This is a genomic window from Zoogloea sp. JDB1, assembly GCF_056724025.1.
This window is the reverse complement of sequence record NZ_CM161496.1, coordinates 3122167-3134009: the sequence shown is the minus strand read 5'-3', so window position 1 is coordinate 3134009 and position 11843 is coordinate 3122167. Positions and strand designations below refer to the sequence as shown.

The window sequence follows — 11843 nt, the reverse complement described above, 5'->3', positions numbered from 1 at the left end:
CGTGGGTCGGGGTGGCGGCCATAATGTGGCGCAATGTCCGATTGACGCGTATTTCCAAGGAGAAGCGGGTGGAATTTACCATAAAGGCCGGATCGCCGGAGAAACTCAAGAACGGCTGCGTGGTGGTAGGCATGTATGCGGGCGGCGAACTCAGCGCTGCAGCCCAAGCCCTCGACAAGGCCAGCGACGGCGCCCTGGCTGCTATCGTCGCGCGCGGCGATCTCGACGACAAGGCCGGCGCCACCCTCCTGCTCCACAGTCTGCCCGGCGTTGCCGCCCCGCGCGTCCTGCTGGTCAGCTTCGGCAAGGCAGCCGAGTTGTCCGACAAGGCCTACCGCGACGCCATCACCGCGGCCGCCAAACAGCTGGGCGGCCTCGCCGCCGACGATGCGGCCTTCCTTCTCGCCGACATCGACGCGCCTCGCGACCTGCCGTGGCGACTCAGCCAGGCGGCGCAGATCCTGCTGGACAGCACCTATCGCAGCGACACCCTGAAGTCCAAGAAGGACGAATCGAAGAAGGGGGTCAAGAAACTCGCCTTCATCGTCCACGGCAAGGCCGGTGATGAACTCCAGGCCGCCCTGTTGCGCGGCGAAGCTGTGGCCGAAGGCATGGCCCTGGCGAAGAACCTCGGCAACCTGCCGGGCAACGTGTGCACGCCGGGCTATCTGGCGACAGCCGCCCGCAAGCTCGCCAAGGACCACAAGATCAAGGTCGAGGTGCTCGAGCGCGCCGACATGGAGAAGCTCGGCATGGGCTCCCTGCTGTCTGTGGCCCGCGGCTCCCACGAACCCCCCAAGTTCATCACCCTCAACTACAAGGGCGGCAAGGCCAAGGACAAGCCAGTCGTACTGGTCGGCAAGGGCATCACCTTCGACACCGGCGGCATTTCCCTCAAGCCCGGCGAGGGCATGGACGAGATGAAGTACGACATGTGCGGTGCCGCCAGCGTGCTGGGCACCTTCAAGGCCATCGCCCGCATGGAGCTGCCGATCAACGTGGTCGGCCTGATTCCCACCACAGAGAACATGCCTGGCGGCTCGGCCATCAAGCCCGGCGACATCGTCACCTCCATGTCCGGCCAAACCATCGAGATCCTCAATACCGACGCCGAAGGCCGCCTGATCCTGTGCGATGCCCTCACCTACGCCGAGCGTTACGAGCCAGCCGCTGTGGTGGACATCGCCACGCTGACGGGCGCCTGCATCATCGCGCTGGGCAACGCCACCTCGGGCCTGCTCGCCAACGACGACGAACTCGCTGCCGAACTGCTGGCCTCCGGCCAGGCCGCCGGCGACAAGGCCTGGCAGCTGCCCCTGTGGGACGAATACCAGGACATGCTTAAGAGCAACTTCGCCGACATCCCCAACATCGGTAGCAAGGGCGCCGGCACCATCACGGCAGCCTGCTTCCTGTCGCGCTTCACCAAGGCTTACAAATGGGCGCACCTGGACATCGCCGGCACCGCATGGAAGTCCGGCGCGGACAAGGGCGCCACCGGCCGTCCCGTACCGCTGCTGACCGAGTTCCTGATCGGCCGTGCCGGCGGTCGCTGAACCGGCCCGCGAGCCCGGCGTGACAAACGAGATCCGCTTCTACCACAACGCCCCCGATCGGCTGCGGGTGGCCTGCGTGCTGACGACCAAGGCCCGCTCCCGTGGGCACAATATCTCGGTCTTCGCACCAGACAACGGCATCGCCCGCCACTTCGACCAGATGCTGTGGGGCTTACAGCCCCTCGCCTTCGTTCCCCACGTGGCGGCGGGCTCGCCGCTCGCTGCGGAAACACCGGTCGTCATCGGCAACTCGCTGGACGTGCTGCCGCACGATAAAGTACTGGTCAATCTCGGGGACGAACTGCCTGCCGCCTTTGACCGCTTCCAGCTGGTGCTCGAGATCGTCGGCCCCAGCGAAGCAGAGCGCCAGGCTGCTCGCCGCCGTTACCGCAGCTACAAGGAGCGGGGATACACCCTCAGTGCCCACGACCTCGCCCAACGGAGCGGCGAATGACACAAACCAAGCCGGAATTTGAAATCTCCCTCGATGACGAGGAGGTCGCTGCGTCGCTCGACGAGCCGGACGAAGGCGACGATCTACCCGTCCTCACCGACGTCGTGGATGAACGCATCGAGCCTTACATCGGTGAGAGCTCGAACCCGATCATCCTGGAGCCGATCAACGAAGCGCCCGCCCCCGAAGATGAGCCGGCATCGCGGCTGGCCGTCGGACAAGCCACCGATCATCTCGCAGAGCGCCTCGTCGCCCTCGACACGGCCATCAGCCGCCATATCGAGGAATGGGTCAACAACGAGCTGCCCCAGCTGGTTTCCCGCGAACTGGACGATCTCGCCGAACGACTGCGCGAAGCCGCCGGCGCCCACCTTCGCGCCACTCTCCTCCCTCTCCTGTCCGCCGAGATCGCCGACACGCTGGACGACGACAGCCAGATCGGCTGATCCGTCCCCCATCGGTGGTCGCCGGCAGTCGAGCCCGGCGCATCCGCTATAATCCGCGTTTTGCCTTAAAGACAGACCCCATGGAACTGGCCAAGAGTTTCGAGCCGGCGGAAATTGAACGCCGCTGGTATGAACACTGGGAAGCCAGCGGCTACTTCGCCGCCGGCCTCGATCGCAGCAAGCCTGCCGAACAATCCTTCTGCATCCTGCTGCCGCCGCCCAACGTCACCGGCACCCTGCACATGGGTCACGGCTTCAACCAGACCATCATGGATGCGCTGACGCGCTACCACCGCATGCGCGGCTGGAACACCCTGTGGCAGCCGGGCACCGACCACGCCGGCATTGCCACCCAGATCGTCGTCGAACGCCAGCTCGACGCCCAGGGCGTTTCCCGCCACGACCTCGGCCGCGAGAAATTCCTCGAGAAGGTCTGGGAGTGGAAGGAGTATTCCGGCGGCACCATCACCAAGCAGATGCGCCGTCTGGGCACCAGCCCCGACTGGAGCCGCGAGCGCTTCACGATGGACGCCGGCCTCAACAAGGTCGTCACCGAAACCTTCGTGCGCCTCTACAACGAAGGCCTGATCTACCGCGGCAAGCGTCTCGTCAACTGGGATCCGAAGCTGCACACCGCCGTCTCCGACCTCGAAGTCGTCCAGGAAGAAGAGGACGGCTTCATGTGGCACATCCACTACCCGTTCAGCGAAGGCCAGATCGGTGAGCTGACTGGCCTGACCGTCGCCACCACGCGTCCCGAAACCATGCTCGGCGACGTGGCCGTGATGGTGCATCCGGAAGACGAGCGCTACGCCCACCTGATCGGCAAGACCGTCCGTCTGCCCCTGTGCGAGCGCGATATCCCAATCATCGCCGACGACTACGTAGACCGCGAGTTCGGCACCGGCGTCGTGAAGGTCACCCCGGCCCACGACTTCAACGACTACGCCGTCGGCCAGCGCCACAAGCTCGCCCAGATCAGCATTCTCACGCTGGACGCCAAGATCAACGAGCACGCCCCGGCCAAGTACCAGGGCCTCGACCGCTTCGACGCCCGCAAGGCCATCGTCGCCGACCTCGAAGCCGCCGGCGTGCTGGTGGACACCAAGCCCCACAAGCTGCAGGTCCCGCGCGGCGACCGTACCGGCGTGGTCATCGAACCGATGCTCACCGACCAGTGGTTCGTCGCCATGTCCAAGCCGGGCGAGGACGGCAAGTCGATCACCGAGAAAGCGCTGGAAGTCGTCAGCTCCGGCGAGATCGAGTTCGTCCCCGGCAACTGGGTCAACACCTACAACCAGTGGCTCAACAACATCCAGGACTGGTGTATTTCCCGCCAGCTGTGGTGGGGCCACCAGATTCCCGCCTGGTACGGCATCGACGGCGAGTGCTTCGTCGCTCATAACGAGGAAGAAGCCCGCGCTCTGGCCGACAAGGCCGGCTATCCCGGCCCGCTGACCCGCGACCCGGATGTGCTCGACACCTGGTACTCGTCCGCCCTGTGGCCGTTCTCGACCCTCGACTGGACGCCGGAGTGGCCCGCCAAGTCCAACGACGCGCTGGACCTCTACCTGCCGTCCACGGTGCTCGTCACGGGCTTCGACATCATCTTTTTCTGGGTAGCGCGCATGGTCATGATGACCAAGCACATCACCGGCAAGATCCCGTTCAAGCACGTGTATGTGCATGGCCTGATCCGCGACGGCGAAGGCCAGAAGATGTCCAAGTCGAAGGGCAACGTGCTCGACCCGATCGACCTGATCGACGGCATCGGCATCGATGCGCTGGTCGCCAAGCGCACCACCGGCCTGATGAACCCCAAGCAGGCCGCCAGCATCGAGAAGAAGACCCGCAAGGAGTTCCCGGAGGGCATCCCGGCCTTTGGCACCGACGCACTGCGCTTCACCTTCGCCAGCCTGGCCAGCCCCGGCCGCGACATCAAGTTCGACATGAGCCGCTGCGAGGGCTACCGCAACTTCTGCAACAAGCTGTGGAACGCCACCCGCTTCGTGCTGATGAACGTCCAGGGCCACGACCTGGGCCTCGAACACAAGCAGGACGGCCCCAGCTGCGGCGGCAGCGCCCCACTGGCCTTCTCCTTCGTGGACCGCTGGATCGTCAGCCGCCTGCAGCGCCTGGAGCAGGAAATCGCCAACCACTTCGGCGAATACCGCTTCGACCAGGTTTCCAAATCCGTCTACGAATTTATCTGGGACGAGTACTGCGACTGGTACCTGGAACTCGCCAAGGTGCAGATTCAGACCGGCGACGAGGCCACCCAGCGCGGCACCCGCCGCACGCTGATCCGCGTGCTGGAGACCGTGCTGCGCCTGGCCCACCCGCTGATCCCCTTCGTCACCGAAGAGCTGTGGCAGACCGTCGCCCCGCTGGCCGGCCGCAAGGACAGCGACAGCCTGTGTCTGGCCCGCTACCCCGAGGCCGACGTGGGCAAGCTCGACGAGAAGAGCGAAGCCGATGTGGCCGAACTCAAGGGCCTGATCTACGCCTGCCGCAACCTGCGTGGCGAGATGAACATCTCTCCTGCCCAGCGCCTGCCTCTGGTAGCGACCGGCAACGCCGAGCGCCTGAGCAAGTTCGCCCCTTACATCGCCGGCCTCGCCAAGCTGTCGGAAGTGCAGGTGGTGGATGAAATCGGCAGTGAGGAACTCGCTCCGGTGGCCGTGGTGGGGGAACAGCGCCTGATGCTCAAGGTGGAGATCGACATCGCCGCCGAACGTGAACGCGTGTCCAAGGAGATCGCCCGCCTCGAAGGCGAGATCGCCAAGGCCAACGCCAAGCTGTCCAACGAAAGCTTCGTGGCCCGCGCCCCGGCTGCCGTGGTAGCCCAGGAGAAGGAACGCCTGGCCAACTTCACCGCCACCGTGGACAAGCTCAAGCCCCAGCTGGCGAAGCTGTCCGGGCTCTGACGCCGTGGCGCCCTCAGGGCGCCACGCTCAAAAAAAGGTCACGCATCATGCGTGGCCTTTTTTTTGCCCATCTGTCTTTACTTGCGCCGCAGGAAGAACTCGTAGGCTCCGTCCGGCAACTCCTGCTGCCCGATCAGATCATTGCCCGTCTGACGGGCAAAGGCCGCGAAGTCCTTCACCGACCCCGGATCCGTCGCCAGCACGCGCATCACCTGCCCGACCTGCAGTTCGGCCAAGCCCTTCTTGGCCCGCAGGATCGGCAACGGGCAATTGAGCCCCCGGGCGTCCACTTCCTTGTCGAAATCCATCATTTAGCTCCATCTCGCGCTGAGGCAATCAAACCGCGATTCTAACGCGAGGCCCCATTATCGAGCCGGACATCAACAATCCCCCGACGACACCCTTATACACCCTCAAAACATATGGAATAATGACATTCAGAAACAATTCAAAACACCTAAACGAATGGGATTCCCGGACCTGCTTTCCGCCTCACCGGCTCAGGCAGATCTCTACAGAAAATCGACCTTGAAAGTGATGCAAATGCGATCCGACATGCTTCAAACCGTACTCAACGACCTGAACGGAAGCTCAGCGGATATAGAGGCCTCGGCCATCATTTCCTCCGACGGGCTGATGATGGCGGCCCTGCTGCCCAATACCGTGGACGAAGACCGGGTCGGCGCGATGAGCGCCGCCATGCTGTCCCTGGGGGACCGCACCGCCCGGGAACTGGCCCGCGGCAACCTCGAACAGGTTCTGATCAAGGGCGCCAAGGGCTACGTGCTGATGGTTCAGGCAGGCACCGATGCAGTACTCACCGTCATGGCCAAGCCCACGGCCAAGCTGGGCTTGGTATTTCTCGACGTACGCCGCGCGGCTGACGCGATCGGCGGCATTCTCGGCTGACAAGGAGTTCACGATGCTCGACATGCCTCCTCCCTCCAACGCAGGCGGCGCCATCGAGCATCGCCTGGACTATGCCGACGGCAGCAGCCGCCGGGTTTTCGTGACTCATGTCGAAACGCCTTACCCGCAGGGCCGGCTGATCGTTTCACGTACCGACACCCGCGGCGTCATCACCCAATGCAACCAGTCCTTCGTGGACATGTCGGGTTACGAGCGCAGCGAGTTGATCGGCCAGCCCCACTGCCTGCTGCGTCATCCAGACATGCCTGCCGCCGCCTTCCGCGATCTGTGGGAAACAGTCCAGGCCGGGCGCCAATGGCACGGTTACGTGAAGAACCTCCGCAAGGATGGGGGCCACTACTGGGTGTTCGCCACAGTGGTCCCGAACGTTCGGGACGAACGCATCGTCGGGTATACCTCGGTCCGGCGGGAACCCTCCCGTGAGAAAGTGGCCCAGGCAGAAGCGACTTACAGGGAGTGGATCCGGTCATGAGCTTCAACTTCACCGTCAGCCCCAGCTTTCCAGCCGAGCGCATTTCCGACTGGTACATCTTCAACACCTGGTTGCAGCGTTCCCTGTCGATTCCCATCCACCTGGAACTCCACGACGGTTTCGACGCGCAACGGGCTGCGATCGCAGCGGGACAGGTGGACCTGATTCATGCCAACCCCTTCGACGCCTCCCTTCTGGTCAGGGAGAAGGGCTTTCTCGCCATCGCGCAGCCGGATGGCGCACCCGACGAAATGGTTGTCGTCACGGCACTCAGCCACCCTGCTCAGGCCATCGGCGATCTTCAACCCGGAACCCGTATCGCCTGCGCCAATGATCCGTGCGTCAATACAATCGGCCGGATCCTGCTCGAACCCGCCAATCTGAACGCGGACAACACCGTCGAGCAACAACGCGGCACCTACATCCAGGTCGCCAAGGACGTCTTACGTGGCCAGGTCGATGTGGGCTTCATGCCGGTGGGCGCCTATCGGGGCCTGTCCTCCATCGTCCGGCGGGAACTCAAGGTCCTGGTCACCAGTGACATTCAGGTCATCCATCATGTCTTCCTGATCGGCCGCGACCTACACTCCCGGGCCGAAGATTTCGTACGCATCCTGCTGTCCATGCACGAAACGGAAAAGGGGCAGGATCTGCTGTCGGCACTTGGCGCCACCCGCTGGCAACCCATCCAGCAAGAAGACGTGGAGTTCATGATCGACATCATTTCCACTCTGACCCAGTGAATATCTTCATCACGATCCCCGACGCCCCTGAGCGGCTGCAGGAACCTGCTCCACCGGCGGATTTTGGCCTCCCGGTCCGAACGCTGGACATCGCGGCGGTCTGGCGCTCACCGGCAACCGCCACGCTGCTGGCCGGCGAGATCGGACGTCACCCGGGAAACCTCCATGCCCACATGCAACGGATCTCAGTCTGGCACGCACTCGGCAATCCCGCCCAGACCGCAGCAGCGGTCGTAGACCTGTGGATCGCCCTCGGAGCATGCGGACTCGATCTGCGGACTCGCATGCTCCGCCAGCATCACGGGGCGCTGGAGCAGCACAATCTGGATATCTATCTGCACGCCCGCCTGCACCGCGGCGTCGATCGCCACGATCCCCAGCTCGCCCTGCGCGGCGTTGTGCTCGCCAGACCGGTGGAAGGAGACCGTGCCTTCCTCCGGTCTGCACCGATCCACGCCTCACCTGCCGGCATGTCCCGTACCCCCTGAGTCCTTTCTGTGGATACCTGCCCCGCCTCAACACCATGAGCCGCCCTTCACCCGTCCTCGCCCCGGCCCCGACCGCCGTCTTCCTGCTGCACATCGGAAGCATGGATAACCGCTTGATCGGACTCTCCATCGAACGGCACTGGAAGCAGAGCATCCGCCTGGCACAGTCTCTTGATGAAGCCGACGTTGTCCTCGTGGATCATGACCGCCCTGGTGTCGACGAAGCCCTGAGCCAATTGGCCCGCCACCCCGGGATCGGTGTTGTCGGCTATGCGTTCCGGCCCGAGAGCCTGCAAACCCGCTTTCCCCACCATCTCACGGTCAGCAAGCCTCTCAATCTGGATGCACTGCCCGGCGTACTGAACCGGGCCGCCCTCCTCGGACGCCCTCCGCAGCCGATCGCCCTGACCAACATGGCGATCCAGGAGAGCAGCGAGCCCCGCCCACGGGTCAGTGACGAGGAACCGGATCTATGCGGCTCACTCGACGACATACCGCCCTCGCCCGGCGCCCCTCTGCCCGCCAAGCTGTTTTTCGAACCCACCCAATACCTGATCGGGCATCTGGCCCAGGCCCTGGATGAAGCGATCAAGACCGGCCGCCCCCACGTCGTGTCGGGCCTACCCCGCCTGATCGGCGTCCACCCCTTGCCTCAGCCCGTCTGCGTAACCAGCTTCCGTGACACGCAATTGCGTCCTTTCTCCATGGCCCAGTTGCCGGATGCCACAGCGCGCGTTGTCAATGCCCTGACCTTCAGCGGTCCAGGCAGCACAGACACGCTCCACACTGCCGAAGACTTCCTGTGGAACATTGCAGCATGGGCGGCCCGCGGCCGCCTCCCGGTCGGGGTCGATCCCTATCGTCCCGTTCGCCTGCGTGCCTGGCCCAACTTCACGCGGACCTGGGCCGCACCGCATGCGCTGAGGATCGTTGCGCTATGGACCCGCGAGTGGGCCAGCCCGGTGGAGATCGCGAGACGGCTCGGGATTCCGCAACGCTACGTATTCTCGGCGTATACATCCGCTCACTTTGCCGGACTGTTCCAGCCCGAGCCCCTTGCGGCGATCTCGCCCCCTGCGCAACCGGCCAACGATGTCGCGCCCCTCATTCCACCCCAACGTCCCTCCATCCTTTCCCGCATTCTGAGGAAACTTCTCAATGCTGTCTGAACGCGTCCGTCACAATAAGATCATCTTCTCCGGCACAGTGGGTGCCGGCAAAAGCACTGCCATCAATGCCTTGAGCGACATCTTGCCGGTCAGCACCGAAGCGCTGGCCACCGACGAGATCGCCGGCATGAAGAAAACCACCACCGTCGCCATGGACTACGGCGTACTCAACCTACCTGGCGGAGAGAAGGTCATGCTCTACGGCACACCGGGCCAGGAACGCTTCAGCTTCATGTGGGAGATTCTCAGTAACGGCGGGATCGGCCTGATCCTGCTGATCAACAACGCCCAGCCTGAACCTCTGACCGACCTGGAGAACTACCTGGGCGCCTTCTCGAACTTCATCGCCGGCACTGCCGTCACCATCGGTGTCACCCATATGGACCGCGCACCGGCTCCAGGTCTGGATGCGTACCGGGCTCGTCTGGCCGAACTCGGGCATACCCCCACACCCGCCGTCTTCCGCGTCGACGCCCGTAGCCGCGATGACGTGGCAATGCTGGTGAAGGCACTTCTCTTCACTCTCAATCCTGGACTGAGCGATGCTTGAAATCGTCCCCGGCTCCCATCTCGCCGTCACGCCCTACGGTGCCTGGCAGGCCGTTGCCCGTGCCGACGACGGCTGTCCCAGGCGGCGAGTCCTGCGCAGCATCCTGCAGGAGGCTGAAAGTCCGCTGCTGAACTTGGAGACGGCCACCATGTGGAGCGGGGAAGCATCACCGGAGAAAGCGCTGGAAACCCTTCTGTCCCTGCAGGACGACGCCAGCCTCGAAGCCTGGCCATCGCCTCACAGCGCACCAACCGGCGCATTGGGAACCACCCTGCCCCAGTATCTGGCCGTACTCAGCGATAGCGGCCAGGCCTTGCTTGCCGATCACCAGGGCTTCTGCCTGGCGGTTACCGGCTACGCAGCCGACATCGGTGATGCACTGGCTGCCGTTGGGGCCGACATCCTGTCGGTCGCCGAACGGCAGGCTGCTCCACTGGCGCAGCTGGGGGCCCATCTTCTCGACGGTTGGGGAAACGTGGATGCTGCAGGCGTCAGTGGCCTCAGCTTCTGGCCCATGCATGTGGGGCGCACACGGCTGGTGCTGGCGGTCAGCGGACGACCGCGCTTCAACCAGCGCGCCTTTGCCGACCTGGTATGGGCGCTGTACACCCGTTACGGCCAGATGATCTGAAACGTCGTCGATCAGCGCTGCTCACGCTTCTCTTTCATCTGTTCCACCAGCAGGGCCCGCACCTCGCGCAGACGGGAGTCCACCGCCGAGTGCTCGAAGAAATCACCATCGGCTGCGCCTTGCGCCAGCGTGAGCTGCTCGGCCGCCGCCGCATAGTTGCCCTGGATCGCATAGACTTCGCCCAGCGAGCGATGCTGAGCGAGACGCCTGCCTAAGCCCGACTCGGCACGGGCCCGCAACTCCCACAAAACCGCATTTCCCGGCCGTGTCTGCACCTCGGCCTTGACCAGATCGAGGGCCTCTGCGTATTTCCCGCCATCGGCCAGGGCCCCCAGTTCCCCATAAAGCAGACGCAGAGACTGGGGGAAACGCGCACGCGCCTCACGAAAGATCTTCGTAGCCCCGGCCGGATCTCCATGAGCAAGGCGTAGATCCGCCTCCAGGCCGTCGATCATCGGCGACACGACATGACGCTTGCGCAGTTCGGCCATGGCCTTGTCCGCATCGGCCAGCCGCTTGGCAGCGAGATAGGCACGCGTCAACTCATATTGTGCCGGCACCGACAAGGACGCGCTCCGCGCTGCCCGTTCCAACTCCTCTATCTGCTCGCGGCGCACCTGCTTGCCGATCTTCAGCTTGGCCCTCACCAACTGGAAATCGAGGGAGTCCGGCACCTGGCGATACGGCATCTGCATCACCCGCCCTTCCATCTCGTTGATCCGGTCGGAGGTCAGCGGGTGGGTGCGCAGATAGGCCGGAGCGCTGTTCTCGTAGAGCCGGCTGTTCTTCTGCAGGCGTTCGAAGAAACTCGACATGCCGCGCACGTCGAAACCCGCCGCGCCCAGGTTCTGCACGCCAAGCCGGTCAGCCTCGCTTTCGAAGTCCCGCGAGTAGGCGAGCTGATTGCTGATGCCCGCCGCCTGGCCAGCCATGATCGCCGCCTGGCTGACCTGCGAATTGGACTTGGCGGCCAGCACTGCCACCAGCAAGGACGCCAGCATCAGGATACCGGTCTGGCTCTGCTTGCCGACCATGCGCGCAATATGGTGCTGGGTGACGTGGGCGATTTCGTGGGACAGCACGCCGGCAAGTTCGGACTCGCTCTGCGCCGCCACAATCAGCCCGGTATGCACGCCGATCTTGCCGCCCGGCATCGCGAACGCGTTGAGCGAAGGGTCGTTGACGCCGAAGAACTCGAAAGGCAGCCCTGCTCCAGCCCCCGCGGCCACCAGCCGGTCACCAAGATTATTCAGATAGTCCTCGATCTCCGCATCCTGCAGATAGGCGGGATCATGCCAGCGGATCTCGCGCATGATCTGCGCGCCAATGCGCTGTTCTGCAACCGGGGAAAGGTCGCTCGCGGAACTGTCGCCGAGCTCGGGCAGGTTCTGGGCAAAGCCGCGCGGCATCATGGCCACGCACAACAGGGTGGCGATCAGTCGATTTTTCACGGTGCTATGATACGCGCCCCCCGCAA

13 protein-coding genes are annotated in these 11843 nt (G+C 64.1%); 11 read left to right on the top strand and 2 right to left on the bottom strand.

What is annotated here, in order from left to right:
- Nucleotides 1-68: 68 nt before the first annotated feature.
- The 4 genes from AC1PPK_RS14135 to AC1PPK_RS14120 all read left to right on the top strand — a co-directional run bounded on the left by AC1PPK_RS14135 (nucleotide 69) and on the right by AC1PPK_RS14120 (nucleotide 5383).
- Nucleotides 69-1556, top strand: a complete 1488-nt coding sequence (locus tag AC1PPK_RS14135) for a leucyl aminopeptidase (RefSeq protein WP_481113688.1) — start codon at nucleotides 69-71, stop codon at nucleotides 1554-1556.
- A gap of 19 nt (nucleotides 1557-1575) precedes the next feature.
- Nucleotides 1576-2010: a DNA polymerase III subunit chi gene (locus tag AC1PPK_RS14130; protein ID WP_481113687.1), complete on the top strand. Its 435-nt coding sequence runs from the start codon at nucleotides 1576-1578 to the stop codon at nucleotides 2008-2010.
- Nucleotides 2007-2456, top strand: coding sequence for a hypothetical protein (locus AC1PPK_RS14125; protein WP_481113686.1), 450 nt, complete (start codon nucleotides 2007-2009; stop codon nucleotides 2454-2456). The genes AC1PPK_RS14130 and AC1PPK_RS14125 overlap by 4 nt, the downstream gene beginning before the upstream one ends.
- An 80-nt stretch (nucleotides 2457-2536) precedes the next feature.
- Nucleotides 2537-5383, top strand: coding sequence for a valine--tRNA ligase (locus AC1PPK_RS14120; RefSeq protein ID WP_481113685.1), 2847 nt, complete (start codon nucleotides 2537-2539; stop codon nucleotides 5381-5383).
- A gap of 77 nt (nucleotides 5384-5460) precedes the next feature.
- Here AC1PPK_RS14120 and AC1PPK_RS14115 read toward each other — a convergent pair whose 3' ends face one another.
- On the bottom strand, nucleotides 5461-5691 hold the full coding sequence (locus AC1PPK_RS14115) for a sulfurtransferase TusA family protein (protein WP_481118222.1): 231 nt from the start codon (nucleotides 5689-5691) through the stop codon (nucleotides 5461-5463).
- Between the two features lie 247 nt (nucleotides 5692-5938).
- On the opposite strand from AC1PPK_RS14115, the gene AC1PPK_RS14110 reads away from it, so the two are divergent.
- From AC1PPK_RS14110 to AC1PPK_RS14080, 7 genes are read left to right on the top strand one after another with little or no spacing between them, the layout of a single operon-like run.
- Nucleotides 5939-6292, top strand: a complete 354-nt coding sequence (locus AC1PPK_RS14110; RefSeq protein ID WP_481113684.1) for a roadblock/LC7 domain-containing protein — start codon at nucleotides 5939-5941, stop codon at nucleotides 6290-6292.
- Nucleotides 6293-6305: 13 nt separating this feature from the next.
- Nucleotides 6306-6785: a PAS domain-containing protein gene (locus tag AC1PPK_RS14105; RefSeq protein WP_481113683.1), complete on the top strand. Its 480-nt coding sequence runs from the start codon at nucleotides 6306-6308 to the stop codon at nucleotides 6783-6785.
- Nucleotides 6782-7528 (top strand): phosphate/phosphite/phosphonate ABC transporter substrate-binding protein, encoded by a 747-nt coding sequence (locus tag AC1PPK_RS14100; protein WP_481113682.1) that lies wholly within the window; start codon nucleotides 6782-6784, stop codon nucleotides 7526-7528. Before AC1PPK_RS14105 ends, AC1PPK_RS14100 begins: the two co-directional genes overlap by 4 nt.
- A complete protein-coding gene (locus AC1PPK_RS14095) occupies nucleotides 7525-8016 on the top strand; it encodes a hypothetical protein (protein WP_481113681.1) in 492 nt (163 codons plus the stop codon). The genes AC1PPK_RS14100 and AC1PPK_RS14095 overlap by 4 nt, the downstream gene beginning before the upstream one ends.
- A 35-nt stretch (nucleotides 8017-8051) precedes the next feature.
- Nucleotides 8052-9185 carry a hypothetical protein gene (locus AC1PPK_RS14090; RefSeq protein WP_481113680.1) on the top strand — a complete coding sequence of 378 codons (1134 nt, stop codon included), beginning with the start codon at nucleotides 8052-8054 and terminating at the stop codon, nucleotides 9183-9185.
- Complete coding sequence (locus tag AC1PPK_RS14085; protein ID WP_481113679.1) at nucleotides 9175-9735, top strand: GTP-binding protein; 561 nt, start codon at nucleotides 9175-9177, stop codon at nucleotides 9733-9735. The genes AC1PPK_RS14090 and AC1PPK_RS14085 overlap by 11 nt, the downstream gene beginning before the upstream one ends.
- The gene (locus tag AC1PPK_RS14080) at nucleotides 9728-10366 is read left to right on the top strand and encodes a hypothetical protein (protein WP_481113678.1); all 639 of its coding nucleotides are present in this window, start codon (nucleotides 9728-9730) and stop codon (nucleotides 10364-10366) included. Before AC1PPK_RS14085 ends, AC1PPK_RS14080 begins: the two co-directional genes overlap by 8 nt.
- A gap of 11 nt (nucleotides 10367-10377) precedes the next feature.
- Here AC1PPK_RS14080 and AC1PPK_RS14075 read toward each other — a convergent pair whose 3' ends face one another.
- Nucleotides 10378-11817, bottom strand: coding sequence for a M48 family metallopeptidase (locus tag AC1PPK_RS14075; protein WP_481113677.1), 1440 nt, complete (start codon nucleotides 11815-11817; stop codon nucleotides 10378-10380).
- Nucleotides 11818-11843 lie beyond the last annotated feature (26 nt).